Below are 21,722 nucleotides of genomic sequence, written 5' to 3'. Positions count from 1 at the left end.
TGACAATGTTGCTCGTCGCCGATGTCGGAAACACGAATGTCGTCTTTGCCCTGTTCGAAAAGGACGGGAAGGGCGGGCGCACGATCCGCACCCGCTGGCGGATCGCCACCGATCCGCGCCGGACGGGCGACGAATACGCGGTCTGGCTGCTCCAGCTGCTCCAGATCGAAGGCTACAGCCGCGACGACGTCAACCAGTTCATCATCGGCTCGGTGGTGCCGCGCGCGGTCCACAATCTCACGCTGTTCGCGCGCAAGTATTTCGACGTCGAAGCGATCGTCGCCGGGGCGGGAGAAGACGGTTGGGGGTTCGAGGTCGATGTCGAGGAGCCGCGCTCGCTCGGCGCCGACCGCGCGCTCAACGCCATCGCCGCTCATGCGCGATACGAGGGCGATCTCATCCTGATCGACTTCGGCACTGCGACCACCGTCGATGCGGTGGACTTCACCGGTGCGTACAAGGGCGGCATCATCGCGCCCGGCATCAATCTCTCGCTGGACGCACTGGTGGGGAACACTGCCAAGCTCCCGCGCATTGCCATAGAGAAGCCACGCAGTGACAGCGTCATAGGACGCAACACCGAAGATCAAATGCTGATCGGCGTATTCTGGGGCTACATTGCCATGATCGAAGGACTTGTTACGCGCATGAAAGCGGAAATCGGAAGACCCTGCAAAGTGGTCGCCACCGGCGGGCTCGCCGTATTGTTCGACGAGCATACTGGGCTGTTCGACCATGTCGACAGCGAGCTGACGCTCGAGGGCCTGGCCATTCTGGCGGATCGGCACAGCTCTTGAAAAAGGATTTCACCCCCGAAGACGAATTGCTGTTCCTCGCGCTCGGCGGTTCCGGCGAAATTGGCATGAACGTCAATCTCTACGGCTGCCGCGGTCGCTGGCTGATGGTCGATCTGGGAATGACCTTTTCCGGCGGGCAATACCCCGGCGTCGATCTGGTGTTCGCCGATCTCGACTTCATCGAGGAGCGAGCCGACATGCTGGACGGCATCGTGCTGACCCATGCGCATGAAGACCATATCGGCGCGATCCCCTATTTCGCCTCCGAACTGGGCGTCCCGCTCTACGCCACGCCTTTCACTGCCGACCTGATTCGCCGCAAGCTGCAGGAGGCGGGGCTGGTCGACGATGTCGAACTCAACATCATCGACCACGATCACGGCCAGTTCTCGGTCGGCGCTTTCGATGTGACCTATATCCCGCTGGCTCACTCCATCGCGGAAGGGCACGCGCTGCTGATCGAAACGCCGCATGGCACCGTGTTCCACACCGGCGACTGGAAGCTTGACGAAGACCCGATCGTCGGCGAGCCGACCACCGAGGAAGAGCTGCGCGAGATCGGCGACGAGGGCATCCTCGCAATGGTCTGCGACAGTACCAACGTCTTCAACCCGCAGCCGAGCGGCTCGGAAGGCGGAGTATATCGCGGGTTGCTCGAGGAAGTGCGCAAGCATTCCGGCCGCCGCGTTCTGGTCACCACCTTCGCAAGCAATGTCGCGCGGCTGCACACGCTGGGCGAAGTGGCGCGCGAAACCGGACGCCAGCTCTGCGTCGCCGGGCGTTCGCTCGATCGCATCATCGAGGTTGCGCAGGACAATGGCTATCTGCAGGATATGCCCAAGCCGATCGACTTCAAAACCGCCATGGGTCTGCCCCGCGGTGAAGTGCTGATCATCGCCACCGGCGGGCAGGGCGAACCGCGCGCCGCGCTGGCCCGCATCGCCGAGGGCAACCATCAGATCGAGCTGACTGCGGGCGACGTGATCCTGTTCTCCAGCCGACAGATTCCGGGCAATGAAGTCGCGATCGGCGCGATCCAGAACAAGCTCGCTGAAAGCGGCATCGTACTGGTCAGCGGCCGCGAGGGCGATATCCACGTTTCCGGCCATCCCGGTCGCCCCGAGCTCGAGGCGCTCTACGAATGGCTCCAGCCCGAGATCCTGGTGCCGGTCCATGGCGAGGTGCGCCATATGCAGGAACAGGTCCGGCTTGGCCGCTCGCGCGGGATCCCGCATTCGGTCTATCAGAAGAACGGCGACATGGTCCGGCTCGCCCCCGGCAAGCCCGGCAAGATCGGCGAGGTTCGCTCCGGCAGGCTGGTGCTTGATGGCGACATCATACTGCCCGCAAATGGTGACGCGATCACAATGCGTCGCCGGATCGCGCTCGACGGAGTGTTGATTGTAGCACTCGACGATCGCCTCCTGCCCCGTGTCGAAGGGGTCGGCCTTCCGCTCGACGAGGATTACGACGCTTTCGTCGCCGAAGCGGAGGCCGATGTGGTGAAAGCGATTGCCCGCCTCAAGGGCAAGTCGCGCCAGAACCGCGGCGAAATCCACGAGGCCGCCCGGCTCGCCGCCCGCCGAGCCGCCCAGCGCTGGTCCGGCAAAAAGCCGCAGGTCCGCGTGCTCATGCCGCGCGAGGGGTGACGCGATGCAGTGGACATCAATTCTCGCGATCTATTTTCTGGTCTGGGTGATGACGGCCTTCGTCATGCTCCCCTTCGGGGTGCGGACGCATGACGAGCTCGGTCTGGAGAAGATTCCGGGCCAGGCCGACAGCGCACCGGCGAATTTCCGGCCCGGTCAATTGGTGTTGCGGGCAACAGTGATCGCAGCGGTACTGACCGCGCTCTATATGGCCAATTACGAGTTCGGGTGGATTACCGCACAAGACCTCGACCTCGTCGGGCTGGGCGAGGACTGAGCTATTCGCGCAGGCGTTCGATGGCCTGCGCCAGCGCGACATAGAGCTTGCCGATATCCGAGCTGAGCACTGTTACGCCCAACGCATGGCCGTCGCGCGTCGAGAGCAACGTCCGCAGCATCGCCTCGAAATCGTGGATGTAGCGGCTGACATGCTCGCGGAAATCCGGATCGGCGTCGTAGATTTCGGCAATCTCGCGGGCTTCGGTGTTGTCGAGCAGGCGTACCGCGCGGCGGGTGAAGATACCGCGATCGCCGCGCAAATACGAGGTCCAGGCCCGGTCGGTGACATCGGTCGACAGCGCCTTGCCGATATCGATCGCGTTGGAATTGAGCGATTCGGTGATCAGCGCGACCCGGCGGCTGAAGTCATTGTCGACCTGTTCCTCGGCCATCTCGCGCGCGCGGCTTACCCGGCTTTCCAGATTGCTCGCCAGCTCGTTCACCTTGGCCAGTTGGTCGCGCAGGAACAGCGCTGCCTCGCGGCTCGCCGCGGTCGCGCGGTCGCTGGCCTCGTCGAGCGAGCCGATCGCCTCGCTGGCCCGTTCTTCCACCGCGCGGTCGATCGCTGCGGCGCTGGCCTCGCCCACGCGGTCGGCAAGCTTGCGGATGCGGGCGGCGTGGTCCCCCTCGATTGAAGTCAGCGCGCTGCGGGCGCGCTCTTCCAGTTCGGCTATTGCGGCGGTCAGGTCCTCGCGGGCCCGTTCGGCGACCGCGACGTTCTGCAAATCGACCGCGTCCAGACGATCGCGCAATCCGTCGAGCGCTTCGGCCTGCTCGGCGATCGTGCCGGAAAGGGTCTCGCGGAATTCGCCGATCGTGGCGATGGCGGCGCGGCTGTGGTCCCCGGCCAGATCGACGGTTTCGGTGAGCGCGGTCCCGGCCTCTCGGGCTTCGTCCATGGTCGCGCGCAGGCGGCCGGTGCGCCCCTCGGCATCGGCGAGGCGATGCTCGAAATCGGCGATCGCGACGGGCAAATCGTCCTTGGCATGCCGGGCACTGGCCTGGATCAACTCAAGCAAGCGCACGCTGGCATCGGTGAGACCGGCAACGGCTTCGTCGGTCCCGTCGAGTGAGCCACGGCTCTGCGCGAGCGTATCGCGCAGATTGGCGACGGCGGCTGCCAGCGCGTCGCCCGTCTCGCGGCCCTGATCGGAAACGACTCCCATCTGCGCCCCGAGTTCGGCGACCCGCTCGGCCAGTGCCTCGCCCTGTTCGGCCAGTGAGCGGATATGGATTGCCTGCGTATCGCGCCGTTCGGCCAAATCGCTGTCGAGTGCTGCGAGCCGGTCCTCCAGCGCCGCAAGTGCACCGTCCTCGAGAGCGGCGAATTCCTCGCGGCGCTCGGCGATGTGGGTGTTGAACGTCTCCTCGCGCTGCGCGAGCCTGAGATCGACGCCCTCGGCTTCGGCGATAAGCGCGTGCAGTTTCCGGTTGGACGCATCGAGAGACTGTGAATCGAGTCGCGTGACTTCCTTGAGCACGGCCGTCAGCCGCTCGTGCAGAGCTTCGATCTGGCTGCGCCACGCGGACAGTGCCGCTTCCTCGCCATCGCGGACCGCTTGAGCGGTGGCCGCAGCGTCGTCGCGCAGCGCACTGATCCGCGAGCGCAGATCCACCAGCGCGGCGTTTTCGTCCTCGCGGTGCGCCTGCGCCAATTCGTTCATCTCGTTTCGCAATGCCTCTGCGCGCGTCCGGATATGGGCGAGCGCATCAATCTCGCGCCCGTCGAGTTCGGTGCGGAAGGCTTCGCTGTCGGCGCGCAGCGCCGCGAAGCGATCGGACGCCGCGGCGTCGATCTGGTCGAGCCGCGCGCCAAGCTCGTCGAGTGTGCCATCGATCCGCTCGCGCAGCGATCCCACCTGGCGCTCGCTCGCTTCGCCGAATTCGTTGAGGCGCGCGAAGCCCGACGCCAGCTCGTCGAGCTGTGCCTTGGCGGTACGACCGGCGCTGCCGATCTGGTTGGAAACATCGCGCGCCGAAGTGGCGATCACGGGCAGATTGTCGCGGAGTTTGGACATATTCTCCACGGCTGTGGTGCTGACGCTGGCGATCGCATCGACCTGCGCCCCATTGTCGTGCACCAGTTCCTGCAACCGGCCCGCATGCTCGGAAATCCGCTCGCTCGCCGAACGACCGAGGAATTCCAGCTCGCGGCTCTGCGTGGTGAGAAATTCGCGCGCCATGCTGAGCTCGCGGTTGATATGGTGCAGCCGCTCCTCGAGCCGCTCCGATTCAAGCGAGAGCACGCGTGCGGCATTGCCGAAGCGGTGGGCTTCGCGGGAGGAGTTGCGCATCGCCAGCAGCCAGATACCAACCACCAGCAACACGGGAACGGCCCAAGCGGTAATCCAACCGATCCACTGCTGCGGCGTGCCACCTGCGAGGATATCACCGCGGTTGGCCCAGCCGAAGAAGCCCGTCCAGCCCAGAATGACCAGCATGGCGAAGGCGGGAGTAACCCAGGAAAAACCCAGCTTTGGCGGCGTAGCCTCGACCCATTCTAGCTCTTCGTCGACGACGTATTCTTCCGCAAGGGCGGAGTTTTGGGCCTCGCCGTCAACAAGCGTTTCGGAAGACGGGTCGGTCTCGTCTCCCTCCACGGCGCGGATATGCGGTCCTGTGTTCATACGTGAAACTATCACAACTGCGTCCCGGTTAAACCCTGTTTTAACCAAGGCCTGCCAAGGGGGGGCATGGCATTCCAATCCGGGCCCTTCGAAGCCGCACTGGCAACCGCCGCCGGTGAGGACGGTTTTCTCCAGCGCGAACTCAAGGCAGGTTTCCTTGAAAGCGCCGAACGCCAGCTCGATCTCATGCGCCGTTCGCGCTGCGATGCGAACTGGCAGATGGCTGCGCTTCGGCTGCACGCGCTGGCCGGCGGCTTTCATGCGACGCAATTGATGGAGATGGCCCAAGTGGCGCTTGGCGGGGTGCCCGGCGATCCCGCGGCCTTGCGCGAAATCGAGACGCATCTTGGCGAAATCCGGGGCCGGACTACCGGCTGAAGGCGCTTTGGGATTTGGCAGGTGGTGCGCTTGTCTCTATCCTTTGCGAACTCATACCAATCTCGGAAACCCGCCACCTTTGCGCATCGCCATCCTGACTGCTCTTGCCGACGATCCCGACCACAAGGGACGCAAGCGCGCGTTCCGGAGCTTCGCGGGGCGCTCGATCCTGTCGCATCAGCTCGATTGCGCGATCGATCTGGGCTGCGAAAGCGTGGTCTGCCTGGTTGGCGGGCTGGGGCAGGATGTCATCGCCTGCCAGCACCGTGCGGAAGCCGCAGGCGTGCGCTTTCAGGCGATCGAGGATCTTCGCCGCCTGTCGGGCCTGGTCAAGGCGGATGACGATGTTTTCGTGCTTGCCGATGGCCTGCTGCCCGCCGTCGAGGAGGCAGTCCGCCTGCTGGCCGAACGACCGGTGGTGCTGACCTTTACGGCCGACCCGGCGCTGGGCTTCGGGTTCGAGCGGATCGATGGCGAGCGTGCCTGGGCGGGGATGCTGCGAACGCGGGGCCAGTCCGTCGAACGCCTGTCCGATCTGCCACCCGACGCCGAAGCCGCCTCGGCACTGCTGCGGATCGCCTTGCAGACGGGGACACGGCAGACGCCGCTCGACCCGGCACTGCTTGCGAATGGTGACTGGCTTTTGCGCGCTGATCCACCGACGCTGCTGGCGCGCGAGAAACGCTGGATCGCCGGACGGGTCCCGCCCGTATCCTTCGCGGCCCCCGGTCTGGCCACGGCGGAGCGGATCGGCAGCCGCTTGGCGCGCGACATCGTAGGAACCCGATTCGAGCGAATCCCGCTGCTCGCCGCTGTCGCTGCGGGCGTGCTTGCCGCATTGATGGCGACTCTCGGCAAACCGCTCGTGGCGCTATCGCTCGGGACGGCGATGGCCGTGCTGCTGCCAATTGCCGGGATCATCCAGCGGCTTGGGCGCATGCCGCGCAATCGCACGAAGCGATTCGGAGTCGATACGACGCTGCGCGCAGGCGCCGACTTGTTGCTCATCTCGCTGATCGCACTGACCATTCCGATTGAAGGCCCCGCCTGGCTGCGGCTGTTCGTGCCCGCGATCCTGTTCGGCCTGCTGCGGCTCGGCGAGCAGTTCACCCTCGATCCTGACGCGCCGGGAAGCTCGGTCAGCTTGCGGGCGCTCTATGCCGACCGGATCGTGCTCCTCGCCTTGCTGCTGCCGTCCGCATTTTTCGGGATCGTCCAGCTCGCCTGCGCGGTCCTTTCGCTGCTCGTGCTCGGTTCGCTTTTCGTCCGCGACGCGGGGGTGCGCGGACTAACGGCGGATTAACCACGCCATGCTACGCGCAAACCATGATCGAGCCCAAACAAATGGCTGAAACCGAATGGCCCGAAGGCGACGCGCTGCGCATCGCGCTGGCACGGGGCGACCGGGCGCTGGGCCGTATCGGTCCGATCCTCGGACATCTGTTGTCGGCGCGCGACCAGTCGCTGTTCAGCGATGCCATCGTGGCGCGGGTGCGCGGCATGCTGATCCACCTCGCCTGGCAGGTCCTGCGCGTCCAGGCCGAGGCAACCGGGCAGAAGGGACGCGAGCAATTCGCCGCCGAACATGGCGAGGCGCTGGCCGAGCATTTCTTTGCCAGCCCGCTGCTGGTGGCGCATTGCCATGCGCTCGCGCTGGAATGGCGGCTGGCCTCGGGTCTTGAAGAGGAAGGCGCGCTCGACCCGGTACTGTCGCCTCTGATGCAGACGCTGATCGGGCATGAGGACACGCAGATCGCCAGCGCCGGCATGGCCGCGCTCGCCGCGCAGGCCCGCTTCGCGCAGGCCCAGCGGCGGATGGAGCTGCCCATCGCAGAGCTGCCGGGCGACCTGCTGCATGAGGCGCTGCTGGCCTGGCGCGCCTTCAACCGCAACGAACGCTCCGATGCGCTGACCCGCGCCGAAGGCAAGCTGCGCGCGGATTTCGACGAGGGGGCGGGGCGGCTGTCGCTGCTCGACCGCGTTGTCACCACGCTGGGATCGGGCGCCAATGCGGCGCTGGCGATCGACCATGGGGGGGTGGCGCTATTCCTCTCCGCGCTGGCGCTGCGCTCGGGGCAAAGCCGCGATATTGCCGCGCTTGCGACCAATGAGCAGCAGGCGGCGCGGCTGGCGCTGAGTTTGCGCGCGGCCGGCCTCAAGCCCCAGGATGTCGAAGCGCAACTGCTGCGCATCCATCCGCACGAATTGCCACCGCAAGGTCTGGAACAGATCGGCACGCGCGAAGCCGCACAATTGCTCGCGCAGGGTACGACACTTGGCACGAGCCGGGGCGGAGTCTGAGCGATGGCAACGGTGGGGACACGCTATCTGGCGCATGGCACGGTCGATGACGAAGGACGGCTGACCATGGCCGATGAGCCCCTCGCGGGGTTGCAGCACGCCTGTGGCGGAGAAATCGGCGCAACGGTCGCCATCCCCGAACTTCTCGCACTGGTCACCAAGGCCCAGCGCTACGGCCTCAGGCTGGCGCGCCAGTTCCGCGCCATCGACGGCGAGGAGCGGATCACCGCCTGGGTGGAAATCGAGCCAGCCACCGCGTCAGATGGCACCGTCACCGGTTGTGAATTGGCGGTCGTCTCTTGGCAGACCGAGGAAATTCCGCCCGAGGATGAAGTCGAAGCGGCCCGGCGGCGCAGCGAGATCGCGCGCAACCTGTCCGATCTCACCGCGCGGCTCGATCCCGATCAGCAGGTGCTATCGGTCGAGGTCGAAGCACCCGATCTCACCCGGCTCGAGTTGTCGATGCAGGCGGGGATCGGACGACCCTGGACGGATTTCGTCGATTTTCCCGGCAACAGCCGCCGGCAGCCGCTGCACTGGCGCCTGCTAGATGGCGCGGAATGCACGGTCGAGGGATCCAAGCGCAGCTGGACTGCGCATCTCGAACCGCTTGGCCAGCCCGATCCCGGGAGCTCGGGCTTCGTGCTGCATCTTTCGGCCAACAAACCGCTCGGCTTGCAGGAGCTGGAACTCGGCCAGACGACGACCCCCGAGGCCCCCTCGCTGGGCCGCGACATTTCGCCGGTGCTGCGCCAGCCGATCAACCGCATCATCGCCAATGCCGAAACCATCCGCACCAAGCTCGCCGGGCCGCTGGCCGAGGAATACAGCGACTACGCCGCCGATATCGCCACTGCGGGCCAGCATCTGCTCTCGCTGATCGACGATCTGTCGGATCTCGAGGTGGTCGAATCGGAAGACTTCGTCACCGCCCCCGACAGGATCGATCTGGGCGATGTGGCGCGACAGGCCTGTGGCATTCTGGGGGTTCGTGCGCGCGAGAAGGGCACCACGCTGGTCCCGCCGGTAAAGGGCGAGAGCCAGCTGGCGATCGCCGAGTTTCGCCGTGTGCTGCAGATACTTATCAACCTGATAAACAATGCGATCCGCTATTCCCCCGAAGGCAGCCAGGTCTGGGTCCGGCTCGACCGGATCGGCCAGCGCGCGCTGATCACCGTGGCCGACCAGGGGCACGGCATTCCCGAGGACCAGCAGGAAAAGGTGTTCGAGAAGTTCGAGCGTCTGGGCCGGAGTGGCGATGGTGGGTCTGGGCTGGGCCTCTATATCTCGCGCCGGATCGCCCGCGCGATGGATGGCGATCTGACCGTCGAGAGCGCGCCGGGGCAGGGCGCCCGCTTTACTCTGTCCGTGCCCGCAGCGGAGGAATTGCGCAGCCGACCGCGCGGAGGGCCTGGGGCGGATGCGGTCGAACCGCCCGAGGGCAAGTGACACGAAAAAGGGGCGCTGAAGCGCCCCTTTCCCTTACAAAAATTGAGTCGACGCTCAGCGCCTGTCGATCGACACGTAATCCCGCTCGGTCGGGCCGGTGTAGAGCTGACGCGGGCGACCGATGACCTGGCCTGGATCGGAGATCATCTCGTTCCACTGCGACACCCAGCCAACGGTGCGCGCCAGTGCAAACAGCGCGGTGAACATCGTGGTCGGGAAGCCGATCGCCGAAAGGATGATCCCCGAGTAAAAATCGACATTGGGGAACAGCTTCTTCTCGCGGAAGTAATCGTCGTTGAGCGCGATTTCTTCCAGCTGCATCGCCGTCTCGAACACCGGGTCGGTGACGTTGAGCGCTTCGAACACCTCGCGCACGGTCTTCTGCATCACCGTCGCGCGGGGATCGTAATTCTTGTACACGCGGTGACCGAAACCCATCAGGCGGAACGGATCGTTCTTGTCCTTGGCGCGCTCGATGTAGTGCGGGATGCGGTCGGGGGTACCGATTTCCTTGAGCATGTTGAGCGCCGCCTCGTTGGCACCGCCATGCGCGGGGCCCCACAAGCAGGCGATGCCTGCCGCGATGCACGCAAACGGGTTGGCACCCGAAGAGCCGGCAAGCCGCACGGTCGAGGTCGAGGCGTTCTGCTCGTGATCGGCATGGAGGATGAAAATCCGGTCCATCGCCTTTTCCACCGCCGGGTGGAGCTCATATTCCTCGGCAGGAACGCCGAAGGTCATGCGCATGAAATTGCCAGTGTAGCTGAGGGAATTGTCGGGCTGCAGGAAAGGCTGCCCGATCGAATATTTATACGCCCAGGCCGCGATGGTCGGCATCTTGGCGATCAGGCGATGCGAGCTGATCTTGCGATGCTCGGGATCCGAAATATCGGTGCTGTCGTGATAGAAAGCCGAAAGCGCGCCGACGACGCCGCACATGATCGCCATCGGGTGCGCGTCGCGCCGGAAGCCCTGATAGAACTGGCGCAGCTGATCGTGCAGCATGGTGTGCCGCGTGATCGTGTAGTCGAATTCGTCGAGCTCGGTCTGGTTGGGCAGTTCGCCGTTGAGCAGAAGGTAGGAGACTTCCATGAAGCTGGAACTCTCGGCCAGCTGTCCGATGGGGTAGCCGCGATGGAGCAGAACGCCTTCCTCGCCATCGATGAAGGTCAGCGCGCTTTCGCAGCTGGCAGTCGATTTGTAGCCGGGATCGAAAGTGAACTTGCCGGTCGATCCGTAGAGCTTGCGGATATCGACCACATCGGGTCCGCAACTGCCCTGAAGCACGGGGAAATCCACGCTGTCGCTGCCGATTTCGAGTTTTGCCTGCTTGTCGGTCATGGCTGCCTCCTTGGCTGTTAGCTGTTGTTATTTGTGCCTGCGGGTTGGGCGGCCTGCGCGTCGATACGCGCCAGCGCCTCGTCCTTACCCAGCAGGACCAATACGTCGAAGATGCCCGGGGATGTGGTCGTCCCGGTAAGCGCGGCGCGCATGGGTTGGGCGAGCTTGCCGAGCCCGAGTTCGAGGCGTTCCGCAAGAGCTTTGGTAGTGGCCTCGAGGGTCTCGATTGTCCAGTCATTTTCCTCGTGCAAAGCCGCGGAAATATGCCCCAATCGTTCGCGTCCCTCGTCGTCCAGCAGCGCCGCCGCCTTCTCGGTCATGGCGAGCGGACGGGTGGCGAACAGGAAGGCGGCGCCCTCGGCCAGTTCGTCCAGATGCTTCGCGCGCGGCTTCAGCACCGGCATCGCTTGTGTGAGCAACTCACGGTCGGCCTGGGCCCCGATCCGCTCGGCGACCAGCGCTGCCAGCCGCGCGTCGTCGGCCTCGCGGATGTAATGGCCGTTGAGGTTCTGCAGCTTCTTGATGTCGAAACGCGAGGCGCTCTTGCCGACGCCAGCGAGGTCGAACAGCTCGACCGCTTCGTCGCGCGTGATTTCCTCGCGATCGCCATGACCCCAGCCCAGTCGCAACAGATAGTTGAACAGGGCTTCGGGAAGGACACCTTCTTCGTCGCGATAGGCTTCGACGCCCACCGCTCCGTGGCGCTTGGAGAGCTTGGCGCCATCGGCGCCGTGAATCAGCGGCACATGTGCATAGACAGGCTGGGGCCAGCCGCCTTCGATCGCATCCATTGCATGATAGATCGGCAGCTGGCGGAACGCGTTGTTGAGATGGTCGTCGCCGCGGATGACATGGGTGACCCCCATGTCGTGATCGTCGACCACCACTGCGAGCATATAGGTCGGGGTGCCGTCGGCGCGCAGCAGGATGTAATCGTCGATCTCGACATTCTGCACTGTCACGCGGCCCTGGACGGCGTCGTCGATCGCGGTCTCGCCATCGGCCGGGGTCTTGAGCCGAACGGTGTAGGGCGCGCCTTGGGGAGCCTCCGAGGGGTCGCGGTCGCGCCAGCGGCCGTCGTACCGCATCGGCTGCTTGGCGGCGCGCTGCTCGGCGCGCATCGCTTCCAGATCCTCGGGCGTGGCGAAGCATTTGTAGGCGTGGCCCGCCTCGAGCAGCGTCAAGGCCACTTCGCGGTGGCGATCGGCGCGTTGCGACTGGAAAACCGGGGGTTCATCGTAGTCGAGGCCGAGCCAGTCGAGACCCTCGAGGATCTTGTCGATAGCGTCCTGGGTCGAACGCTTGGCGTCGGTGTCCTCGATCCGCAACAGAGCCTTGCCGCCGTGGTGGCGGGCGAACAGCCAGTTAAACAGGGCGGTGCGCGCGCCGCCGATATGCAGGAACCCGGTGGGCGAGGGAGCGAAGCGCGTCACGACCTGTTCTCTTGTCGCAATGCTATCGCTTGCCATCGTCTCGCGTTTCCCTTCAAGTGGCTGCATGGCGACGCAGACAGCGCCGGAGGTGCCGCATCCGGGGGCCGGGGGGCCGAGCGATGCTGCAGTGCAGCGCCCATGGCGCAAGCGGTTCCGCTTGTCCAGCGTGGGGGATGCCGGAGAAGCTTTCCTCACCAGCGCAGGATTCGACCGCGGACCTTGGCTAGCCGTGGCCTTCGCAAGCGGGATCGGGACGTGGTTCCTGCTCGACACCGCCTGGCAGTGGGCTGGCTTTGCCGCGCTTTGTCTGCTTGTGGCAATGGCAGCGCTGGCCGTATGGCGCGGGCGCGACGATCGCATTCGTCTGCTGGTGACCGTGATTTCCATTTGCATCATGCTGGCTACGGGGCTCGCCGTGATCTGGACCCGCTCGGAGATGGTGGGGGCACAGCCCATCGATTATCCGCAGATGATGCAGCTCGACGCGCGCGTTCTTGAACGCGATGAGCAGCCCGCAGAGGATCGGGTGCGCCTGGTAATCGCAGTTCGCGATGCAGAATTGGCGCGGGCGATCAAGGTGCGGATCAACGTCCCGCTGGCGAAGGATTCGTCCGGGTTCAAGGAGGGCGCACGAATCCGACTACGTGCGCGGCTGATGCCGCCGGCTTCGCCGATCCTGCCGGGAACCTATGATTTTGCCCGCGCCGCCTGGTTCGAAGGCTTTGCGGCGACGGGTGCGCTGGTCGGCGATATCGAACTGGTGGAGCCCGCGATTGAAGAGGATGCGCTGGCGGTCGCGCAGAGACGGCTCAGCGCACATGTTCGCGAGAAGCTCGACGGATCTCCGGGGACGATTGCCGCAGCCTTTGCGAGCGGCGACCGCGGCTCGATCGCCGAAGAAGACGATATCGCGATGCGAGATTCCGGACTCTACCATCTGCTATCGATCAGTGGCGTGCATGTCAGCGCGGTAATCGCCGCAGCCTATTTTCTCACGATGAAACTGCTCGCGCTGTGGCCATGGCTGGTGCTGCGGGTGCGACTGCCGTTGGTTGCGGCGGCAATCGGGGCGCTGGCAGGAATCGGCTATACGCTGCTCACCGGCGCAGAGGTCCCGACGGTACGCAGCTGCATCGGGGCATTGCTGGTGCTGGTGGCAATCGGCCTGGGGCGGGAGCCGCTCTCCATGCGGATGGTGGCGGTGGCGGCCTTCGTGGTGTTGCTCATGTGGCCGGAGGCGCTGGTCGGGCCGAGCTTCCAGATGAGCTTTTCCGCGGTGATCGCCATCGTCGCGCTAAGCGGTGCCGCCTGGGTGAAACGCTTTCTCGCCGCGCGCGAGGAAAGCTGGGTCGCAAGAACGGGGCGCCGCGCCGCGATCCTGTTCCTGACCGGGTTGCTGATCGAATTTGCGTTGATGCCGGTTGTGCTGTTCCATTTCCATCGCGCGGGCATTTACGGTGCTTTCGCCAATGTGGTGGGAATCCCGCTGGTGACCTTTGTGACCATGCCGCTGCTGGCGCTGGCATTGGCGCTCGACCTTGTCGGTCTTGGGGCACCGGTCTGGTGGCTGGTCGGACGGTCGCTCGACCTGCTCCTCGCACTGGCGCATGGCGTGGCCGAGCAACCCGGTTCCGTGAAGCTGATGCCGCAAATGCTGCTCGGTACCCTCATTACGATTCTGGCGGGTCTGGCCTGGCTGGCGCTTTGGCAGGGCCGGGCGCGACTCTGGGGCCTCGTGCCGGTGGCTCTGGGAGCGGCGATGTTTCTCTCGACGCCCAAGGCCGACCTCTTGATCACCCGTGACGGGCGCCATGTCGGGATCGTCGGCGAGGACGAGCGGTTGCTGGTCTTGCGCGAAAGCCGCAGCTCCTACGCGCGCGACAATCTTCTCGAAATGGCCGGATCGGACGGGGAGGTCATTCCGCTCGAACGCTGGCCGGGCGCGCGCTGCACGCCCGAATTCTGCGCAATCACTTTGCGGCGCGGAGAACGCGACTGGCACGTGCTGATGGCGCGCGGTCGCGAGATGGTGGAGGAGCGCGCGCTGGCCGCGGCTTGCGACCGCGCGCATATCGTCGTCGCCGACCGGTTTCTGCCGCGCAGTTGCCGTCCACTGTGGCTCAAGGCAGATCGGCGGTTTCTCGAGCGCGAGGGCGGGGCGCTTGTCTATCTCGAAGACGGTGAAGTCCGCACCGTCGCGCAAGGACAAGGCGAACACGGCTGGTGGCGCGGGCAAGGCGATTGACGCGGCTGCTCCGAAGCGCGCTCAGTGGTAGCGGCGCAACAGCCCAGCGAGCTTGCCCTGCACCTGCACCTGGTCGGCGCGGTAGACCTGCGGTTCGTAGGCGGGATTGGCCGGGTCGAGCGTGATCCGCCCATCCGCACGGCGCAGGTATTTGAGCGTTGCTTCCTCATTGTCGACCAGCGCCACGACGATTTCGCCATCCCGCGCGGTGTCGGTGCGGCGGATGAGCGCGAAATCGCCATCGAATATCCCGGCCTCGATCATGGAATCGCCCGAGACCTCGAGCGCATAGTGATCGCCGGGGCCGAGCAGTGCGGCGGGGACGGGAAGGCTCGACTGTCCCTCGATCGCCTCGATCGGCGCGCCTGCGGCGATCCGCCCGTGCAGCGGTAGCTCGATCACGTCGTTGGCCGGTTCGCGTGCTACGGTCTTGGTGGCAAGCGCCGGGATGACCGTATCATTGGCCGGCTTCGGACTGCGACCGGCTGGAACCGCGTCCTCGGGCGTCCGGATGACCTCGAGCGCGCGGGCCCGATTGGGCAGGCGGCGGATGAAGCCACGCTCTTCCAAGGCACTTATCAAGCGATGGACGCCAGATTTCGACTTCAGATCGAGCGCTTCCTTCATTTCCTCGAACGAGGGCGAGATGCCGTTTTCTTCCAGCCGCAGCTGGATGAAGCGGATCAGCTCGTGTTGTTTGCGGGTCAGCATCGCATAGTCCTTGTGCCAGATGCCCGGTGGAACGGGCGAACGAACACGGAACAATTACGAAACAAACATGGCGTCGTCAAGCCTGCTCAGGCAAGCATCATGCAGTCGATCGGATCCCCGAGCGTGGCAGCGGGGGCTTGGGCGGGGCGGATCGCGAGCGCGTCGGCCTGCCACAGCGCATGGAGAGCGCCGCTGTCCTGATTGGCCAGGGGACGGACCGCCCCCTCGACGACCTTTACGCGGACGAACTCCTGGCGGCTGCCGACAGCGGGGAAGGGTGCGCCAGCGGGCAGCCGAGCGGTTCGTGGAAGCGCCTCGGTCGCGCCCAGGAGGGTGCGCAGCAGCGGCAGCACGAGCATGTGGGCGGTGACGTACGCAGAAACCGGATTGCCCGGCAGCCCGATGACGAGGGATCGCCCGAGCCGCGCCACCATCACCGGCTTGCCCGGTCGCATCGCGATCCGCCAGAAATCGACGCGACCGCCGAGCTGCGTCAGCGCTGGCCGGATCAGATCGTGATCTCCCACCGAGGCGCCGCCCGTCGTGATGATGACATCCGCGTCCGCCTGTCCCGCCAGCGCCTCGGCGACCGCACCGAGCCGGTCGGGGACGATGGGCGGTCGCGTGGCATTGACCGGCGAATGGGCCAACATAGCCGAGAGCATCACGCCATTGCTTGCTGGTATATGCGCAGGGCTGGGAAGCGGCGCGCCCGGCGGCACGAGCTCGTTGCCGGTGTCGAGGATCGCTATACGCACTCGCTGGTGGACCGGCAGCGTGCAATGCCCTGCCATTGCGGCGAGCGCGATCAGCCGCGCGTCTATTTTAGCGCCTGCAGAAGCAAGCGGTGTGCCTGCGCTGAAATCATGCCCGGCGGGGCGGATATGAGTGCCTTGCTGCGGCGGTCCGTCGCCGATGAGCCGCAGCGTGTCGCCGCTGCGCTGGGCATCTTCCTGGACGAGGATCGTGTCGGCACCGGCCGGCACAATCGCGCCAGTCGATATGCGCGCGGCCTCACCTTTACCGAGCAACCCGTCGAACGGCTGCCCCGCCGCGCTATCGCCGATGATACGCCAGGGGCCGGGCAAGTCCGCCCAGCGTATCGCATAGCCGTCCATCGCCGACAGATCGGCGGCGGGCTGGTTGCGCTGGGCGGTCAATGGCTGCGCGAGATAATGGCCGACGCAGCGTTCAAGCGGTAGATCGACGATCGGCCCAGGCCGGGCGAGGGCGAGCAGCCGCTGCTGCGCCTCGGCGAGCGGGAGCAGGCCCGAGCCGCTCACGGCGTGTCTGCCACCCAGTCACCCGACTTGCCGCCGCTCTTGGCGAGCAGCCGAACCGGGCCGATGGCCATGCCCTTGTCGAGCGCCTTGGCCATGTCATAGATCGTGAGCAGGGCGACGCTCGCGGCGGTCAACGCTTCCATCTCGACCCCGGTCTTGCCGGTGGTGCGCACCCGGGTTTCGACGCGGATGCCGGTATCGACATAGTCGAATTCGATGCTGACGCTGGCGATCGGCAGCGGGTGGCAGAGCGGGATCAGATTACTGGTGCGCTTGGCCGCCATGATGCCCCCGATGCGCGCGGTGCCCAGGACGTCACCTTTCTTGATGTCGCCCGCGCGGATCGCGGCGATCACCTCGGGTGTCATCGTCACGAATCCTTCGGCCACCGCCTCGCGCACGCTGTCGCTCTTGCCCGAGACATCGACCATCTGCGCTGCGCCCTGCGCGTCGAGATGGCTGAGCTCGTTCATTGCGCGGTTGATCCCGTCAGCAACTGGCGGGTGGCGAGTTCGATATCGTCCTGCCGCATAAGAGCCTCGCCGACCAGAAAGCTGCGCACCCCGTGCCGCGCCATCCGCTGGCAGTCGTCATACGTGAAGATGCCGCTCTCGCAGACCAGCAGATCGCCTTCGGGGACCAGCTCCGCGAGCCGTTCGGTAGTGGCAAGATCGATCTCGAAGCTGCGGAGGTCGCGGTTGTTGATCCCGATCAGAGGCGAGTTCAGCTTGAGAGCGCGCTCGAGCTCGGCCTCGTCATGCACCTCGATCAGCACGTCCATGCCATGATCGAGCGCGGCGCTTTCGATATCGGCCATGGCGTCATCGTCGAGCGCTGCGACGATGATCAGCACCGCATCAGCGCCGAGCGCGCGGCTTTCGGCGACCTGCCAGACATCGACCATGAAGTCCTTGCGCAGGCAGGGCAGGGCGCAAGCGGCGCGCGCCGCCACCAGAAAATCATCGTGACCCTGAAAATAGGGCACATCGGTGAGCACCGAGAGGCAGGCGGCACCGCCCGCCTGATAGGCGGCGGCGTGTGCGGCGGGATCGAAATCCGCGCGGATCAGACCCTTGGATGGGCTGGCGCGCTTGATCTCGGCGATCAGCCCGAAGCCAGTCTGCTGCGCCTGCGTGAGCGCCTTGGCAAAACCGCGCGACGCGGTTTGTTCGCGGGCCATGCGGTCGAGATCGGCACGCGAGTGCTGCTGTCGCCTTTTGGCAACCTCCTCGCGCTTGACCGCGCAGATTTCCTGCAGCTTGTTCACGCTGCCGCCGCCAAAGCGATCCAGCGGTCGAGCAATCTCTCGGCAGCACCGCTGTCGAGCGCCTCACGCGCGATCTCTGCACCATCGAGCCAGTCGGCGGCCTTGCCCGCGACAATCAGCGTGGCGGCGGCGTTGAACAGTACCGCATCGCGATAGGGCCCTGGCGCACCCGCCAGCAGCGCCTGAAGCGCCTTGGCATTGTGGATCGCGTCGCCGCCCCGGATCGCCTCGACTGGCGCGTGGGGTAGCTGCGCCATACTCGCATCCACCCGGCGCATCTCGAATCCGTCGCCGCGAACGTCGGCGAGTTCGTTTCCGCCCGCCAGGCTCAGTTCGTCGATCCCCTCGTCGCCCGAAGCGATGAAGGTACGCTCGGTGCCCAGCCGCGCCTTGGCTGCGGCGTAAATCGGCACGTAGCCCGGACGGGCGATCCCGATCAGCTGGCGCTGGACGCCCGCTGGATTGGAGAGCGGGCCCATCAGGTTGAAAATTGTCCGCTTGCCGAGCCGCTGGCGGATCGGCTGGATGCGGGCCATCGCCGGGTGATGGTTCTTGGCGAAGAGGAAACAGATACCGAGTTCGGCGAGTGTTTTTTCCGCGGTGCGCCCGGCGGCTTCCATATCGAGCCCGAGCGCCTCCAGCGTATCCGCCGCGCCCGACTTGCTGCTGGCGGCGCGATTGCCGTGTTTGGCGACCGGTACCCCGGTTGCGGCGACGACCAGGCTCACCGCGGTCGAGACGTTGAGCGTGTGGTGGCCGTCGCCGCCGGTGCCGCAGCAATCGACCGCATCTTTCGGCGCCCTAATGGGAGCCAGGCGAGCGCGGAGAGCCCGGGCTGCGCCGGCGATTTCGTCGCTGGTCTCGCTGCGCTCGGTCATCGCGACCAGAAAACGCGCGATGTCGTCGTCCCCGACTTCGCCGTCGAGGATCCAGCCGAAGATTTCTTCCGCTTCGGTCTCGTTCAACCGTGCCTCGGCGGAGGGAAGCTGCTTCATGCCGGTACCTTCGCATCCATGCCGCAGAGGTGCAGGAAATTGGCGAGCAGCGCATGGCCATGCTCGGTGGCGATGCTTTCGGGATGGAACTGGACGCCGTGGATCGGCAGATCGCGGTGGCGAAAGCCCATCGCACTGGTGCCGTCGAGGCCGGGTGTCTCGCTGGTCGCATTGACCTCGAGCGCAGCGGGAATGTCCTCGACCACCAGCGAGTGATAGCGGGTGGCGATAAAGGGCGAGGGCAGGCCAGCGAATACGCCCGAGCCGTCATGCGTTACCGCGCTGGTCTTGCCATGCATCAACCCGCCCTGGACAACGCGCCCGCCGAAATACTGGCCGATCGCCTGATGGCCCAGGCAGACTCCGAGCAGCGGCAGGCGCGCATCCGCGCAGGCGCCGACCAGATCGAGACTGATGCCCGCTTCGTTGGGGGTGCAGGGGCCAGGCGAGATGAGCACGCCTTGTGCGCCGCTCGCGATCACCTCGCGTGCACTCAGCGCATCATTGCGCTCGACCCGCACCTCGGCACCCAGCTCCATCAGATAATGGACTAGGTTGAAGGTGAAGCTGTCGTAATTGTCGACGACGAAGATCATTACTCGGCGCTGGCCCTTTTCTCGACCACGATCAAGGGGCCGATCGCCGCGCCGGTATCGAGCCGGCCGGTCGCAGGATTCCACAGCGCCGAGACGTTGCCGTCGAGGTAGAGCGCATCGGACACCGACAATTCGTCGCGATAGAATCGCGCCAGCTTGCCGAAGGAAATCGGCGCGTTGGAGATCACGAAATGGGCACGACCCTTGGCATCGACGCCCACGCCGTTGCGGATCAGGCGAGACTCGCCATCCGTTGAAATCTCAGGGTGCAACTTGCCATCGATCACCAGCATCGGGCCCGACTGCGTCCCGAATTCGGGGCGCTCGCTGACATTGGCGAGGAAATCGGAGGTAGTGCGGATTTCCCAGCTCTCGCCGCTGCCGAAGAACACGCCATTGGGATTGAGGTGGAAATTGCCCTCGCCATCCTGGGTGTTGAGCGTCTTCAACCGCTCGGAATCCTCGACGTAGTAACCGATCGGATCGCCCTCGTCGTCGAACATGCCCGCGTTCATCGCGAAGGCGATGGTCTCGGGGTCGCGGACGCCGGCAAGAGCTGAGAGGCTGCGGTAAATGTCGCCATCTGCTCCGGCGAGGTCGGTGGCGATGCGATGACGCGAGGGAACCGCAAGGCAATGGGTTAGCGATGTGTCCTCGAAGATAACCGAACGACAGGCTGATTCGACCTGGCTGGCAATGGTCGCCTCGGCATCCCCGGCAGTGGTATCCTCCGCTGCGGTGCCGGTCGAATTGCCGCGTCCGATCTCGGCGCGGGCGATCGGCTCGCCTTCGGGTTGCTGCTCGCAGCCGACGAGCGAACAGGCGGCAAGCGCCAGTGCGAAGAGGCTTCGCTTCACTTGCTGTCTCCATTCTCTCTAGCGATGCGAAAGGCTTCGTCGGCTGCGGCGCGCAGCGCGCCTGCCTTGGCCATGCATTCGTTCAATTCATAGTCCGGATCGCTGTCGGCGGTGATCCCGGCGCCGGCCTGGACATGCATTATTCCGTCTTTCAGCACCGCGGTGCGCAGCACGATGCAGCTGTCGAGCGAGCCGTCTGGCGCGAAATAGCCCACGCCGCCGGCATAGGGGCCGCGCGCTTCGGGTTCGAGCTCGGCGATGATTTCGCAGGCGCGCAGCTTGGGCGCCCCGCTGACCGTGCCGGCGGGAAAGCCCGCAAACAGCGCGTCGAGCGCGTCCTTCGCAGGATCGAGCCGGCCGACGACATTGCTCACGATATGCATGACATGGCTGTAGCGCTCGATCGTGAAACTGTCGGTCACGGCAACGCTGCCGGCCGCCGCGACGCGGCCGACGTCGTTGCGCCCAAGATCGAGCAGCATCAAGTGTTCTGCGCGTTCTTTCGCGTCGGCCAGCAGCGAATGCTCGGCATCGCGATCGGCCTGCGGGGTGGCGCCGCGCGGACGGGTCCCGGCGATCGGGCGCACGGTGACCTCGCCATCGCGGACCCGGACAAGGATCTCGGGGCTCGAGCCGACGACGGCGAATCCGGGGAGGTCGAGGAAATAGAGGAAGGGGGAGGGGTTCACCCGGCGCAAGGCGCGGTAGAGTTCGATGGGAGGGAGCGGGAAGGGGCAGGAGAAGCGTTGGGCGAGGACGACCTGAAAGATATCGCCGGCGACGATATAGTCCTGCGCTTTGAGCACCATAGCCTTGTATCTGGAGGCTTCGAGCTGGGGATCTAGAACCGCCTGGGTTGGAATATCCGCGACCGGCACAGAAGCCGGAACCGTTTGCGCCAGGCGCTCGAGCGCCTCGTCGATGCGCTTTTCGACCGACACTATCTGCTCGGCAATAGTCGAATCGACATTCGACCACAGCGGCGCGACACAGAACAGCATGTCGGTCAGAGTGTCGAACACGAGAATAAGCGTCGGGCGGACGAACATCATGTCGGGCAGGTCGAGCCCACCAGCGGTGGCGCTCGGCAGATCCTCGACCAGCGCGATGGTCTCGTAGCCGAAATAGCCGACCAGGCAGGACAATACCGGCGGGAGCTCCTCAGGGACCTCGATCCGGCATTCCGCCACCAGTTCGCGCAAGGTGGCGAGCGTATCCGAACCGCAGGGCGCAAAACCCTCGCGGTCCCTCGCCCAGTCGCGGTTGATCGTCGCTCCGTTGCCATCGGCCCGGAACACGAGGTCCGGCGCGAGGCCGAGCAGGCTGTAGCGCCCGCGGACCTCGCCGCCCTCGACCGATTCGAGCAGGAAATCGCCGCGCTCGGGCTCGAACAATTTGAGCGCCGCGCCCACCGGGGTCTGGGTATCGGCGAGCACCCTCCGCCAGACCAGCGCCGGGCGTCCGGCGCTCAGTTCGGCGGCGGCGTGCGTTGCGCCTTGCGTCTGGGTCAGCGT

At 65.5% G+C, this 21,722-nt stretch carries 19 protein-coding genes; 8 read left to right on the top strand and 11 right to left on the bottom strand.

From position 1 onward, the window contains the following. Positions 1-5: 5 nt before the first annotated feature. Genes ACWIKC_RS07375 through ACWIKC_RS07365 form a run of 3 tightly spaced genes read left to right on the top strand, consistent with a single transcriptional unit; the run spans position 6 to position 2,723 of the window. Complete coding sequence (locus ACWIKC_RS07375) at positions 6-797, top strand: type III pantothenate kinase (protein WP_454599462.1); 792 nt, start codon at positions 6-8, stop codon at positions 795-797. Then, positions 794-2,446, top strand: coding sequence for a ribonuclease J (locus ACWIKC_RS07370; protein WP_454596868.1), 1,653 nt, complete (start codon positions 794-796; stop codon positions 2,444-2,446). Before ACWIKC_RS07375 ends, ACWIKC_RS07370 begins: the two co-directional genes overlap by 4 nt. 4 nt (positions 2,447-2,450) lie before the next feature. Further along, positions 2,451-2,723: a DUF1467 family protein gene (locus tag ACWIKC_RS07365; RefSeq protein ID WP_454596867.1), complete on the top strand. Its 273-nt coding sequence runs from the start codon at positions 2,451-2,453 to the stop codon at positions 2,721-2,723. A 1-nt stretch (position 2,724) separates the two neighbouring features. On the opposite strand, the gene ACWIKC_RS07360 is transcribed toward ACWIKC_RS07365, so the two are convergent. Continuing rightward, positions 2,725-5,352 carry an ATPase gene (locus ACWIKC_RS07360; RefSeq protein ID WP_454596866.1) on the bottom strand — a complete coding sequence of 876 codons (2,628 nt, stop codon included), beginning with the start codon at positions 5,350-5,352 and terminating at the stop codon, positions 2,725-2,727. 66 nt (positions 5,353-5,418) lie between these two features. On the opposite strand from ACWIKC_RS07360, the gene ACWIKC_RS07355 reads away from it, so the two are divergent. From ACWIKC_RS07355 to ACWIKC_RS07340, 4 genes are all read left to right on the top strand, one after another. Next, positions 5,419-5,730 (top strand): Hpt domain-containing protein, encoded by a 312-nt coding sequence (locus ACWIKC_RS07355; protein ID WP_454596865.1) that lies wholly within the window; start codon positions 5,419-5,421, stop codon positions 5,728-5,730. A gap of 79 nt (positions 5,731-5,809) precedes the next feature. Further along, on the top strand, positions 5,810-7,033 hold the full coding sequence (locus tag ACWIKC_RS07350) for a hypothetical protein (protein WP_454596864.1): 1,224 nt from the start codon (positions 5,810-5,812) through the stop codon (positions 7,031-7,033). A 41-nt stretch (positions 7,034-7,074) separates the two neighbouring features. Next, entirely contained in the window at positions 7,075-8,031 is a 957-nt protein-coding gene (locus ACWIKC_RS07345) for a hypothetical protein (protein WP_454596863.1), read from the top strand. A 3-nt stretch (positions 8,032-8,034) separates the two neighbouring features. Continuing rightward, a complete protein-coding gene (locus tag ACWIKC_RS07340; protein ID WP_454596862.1) occupies positions 8,035-9,480 on the top strand; it encodes a sensor histidine kinase in 1,446 nt (481 codons plus the stop codon). A gap of 54 nt (positions 9,481-9,534) precedes the next feature. Here ACWIKC_RS07340 and ACWIKC_RS07335 read toward each other — a convergent pair whose 3' ends face one another. Together ACWIKC_RS07335 and gltX are read right to left on the bottom strand one after the other, a co-directional pair. Further along, the gene (locus tag ACWIKC_RS07335) at positions 9,535-10,821 is read right to left on the bottom strand and encodes a citrate synthase (RefSeq protein ID WP_454596861.1); all 1,287 of its coding nucleotides are present in this window, start codon (positions 10,819-10,821) and stop codon (positions 9,535-9,537) included. A 17-nt stretch (positions 10,822-10,838) separates the two neighbouring features. After that, entirely contained in the window at positions 10,839-12,290 is a 1,452-nt protein-coding gene (gene gltX / locus ACWIKC_RS07330) for a glutamate--tRNA ligase (protein WP_454596860.1), read from the bottom strand. Positions 12,291-12,318: 28 nt separating this feature from the next. Between gltX and ACWIKC_RS07325 the strand changes: the two genes are divergently transcribed. Continuing rightward, entirely contained in the window at positions 12,319-14,499 is a 2,181-nt protein-coding gene (locus tag ACWIKC_RS07325) for a ComEC/Rec2 family competence protein (protein WP_454596859.1), read from the top strand. Between the two features lie 21 nt (positions 14,500-14,520). Here ACWIKC_RS07325 and lexA read toward each other — a convergent pair whose 3' ends face one another. From lexA to trpE, 8 genes are all read right to left on the bottom strand, one after another. Next, the gene (gene lexA, locus ACWIKC_RS07320) at positions 14,521-15,210 is read right to left on the bottom strand and encodes a transcriptional repressor LexA (protein ID WP_454596858.1); all 690 of its coding nucleotides are present in this window, start codon (positions 15,208-15,210) and stop codon (positions 14,521-14,523) included. 86 nt (positions 15,211-15,296) lie between these two features. Continuing rightward, positions 15,297-16,493 (bottom strand): molybdopterin molybdotransferase MoeA, encoded by a 1,197-nt coding sequence (locus ACWIKC_RS07315; RefSeq protein ID WP_454596857.1) that lies wholly within the window; start codon positions 16,491-16,493, stop codon positions 15,297-15,299. After that, on the bottom strand, positions 16,490-16,966 hold the full coding sequence (gene moaC, locus ACWIKC_RS07310) for a cyclic pyranopterin monophosphate synthase MoaC (RefSeq protein ID WP_454596856.1): 477 nt from the start codon (positions 16,964-16,966) through the stop codon (positions 16,490-16,492). Before moaC ends, ACWIKC_RS07315 begins: the two co-directional genes overlap by 4 nt. Beyond that, complete coding sequence (gene trpC / locus ACWIKC_RS07305; RefSeq protein ID WP_454596855.1) at positions 16,963-17,760, bottom strand: indole-3-glycerol phosphate synthase TrpC; 798 nt, start codon at positions 17,758-17,760, stop codon at positions 16,963-16,965. Before trpC ends, moaC begins: the two co-directional genes overlap by 4 nt. Beyond that, positions 17,757-18,755: an anthranilate phosphoribosyltransferase gene (gene trpD, locus ACWIKC_RS07300; RefSeq protein ID WP_454596854.1), complete on the bottom strand. Its 999-nt coding sequence runs from the start codon at positions 18,753-18,755 to the stop codon at positions 17,757-17,759. Before trpD ends, trpC begins: the two co-directional genes overlap by 4 nt. Continuing rightward, positions 18,752-19,351 (bottom strand): anthranilate synthase component II, encoded by a 600-nt coding sequence (locus ACWIKC_RS07295; RefSeq protein ID WP_454596853.1) that lies wholly within the window; start codon positions 19,349-19,351, stop codon positions 18,752-18,754. The genes trpD and ACWIKC_RS07295 overlap by 4 nt, the downstream gene beginning before the upstream one ends. After that, a complete protein-coding gene (locus tag ACWIKC_RS07290) occupies positions 19,351-20,208 on the bottom strand; it encodes a phosphodiester glycosidase family protein (protein WP_454596852.1) in 858 nt (285 codons plus the stop codon). The genes ACWIKC_RS07295 and ACWIKC_RS07290 overlap by 1 nt, the downstream gene beginning before the upstream one ends. Beyond that, on the bottom strand, positions 20,205-21,719 hold the full coding sequence (gene trpE, locus ACWIKC_RS07285) for an anthranilate synthase component I (RefSeq protein WP_454599461.1): 1,515 nt from the start codon (positions 21,717-21,719) through the stop codon (positions 20,205-20,207). The genes ACWIKC_RS07290 and trpE overlap by 4 nt, the downstream gene beginning before the upstream one ends. Between the last annotated feature and the right edge of the window lie 3 nt (positions 21,720-21,722).

The organism is Qipengyuania sp. SM2507 (assembly GCF_053714505.1).
The sequence above is the reverse complement of the archived record's forward strand: the minus strand, read 5'-3'. Positions and strand labels throughout refer to the sequence as shown.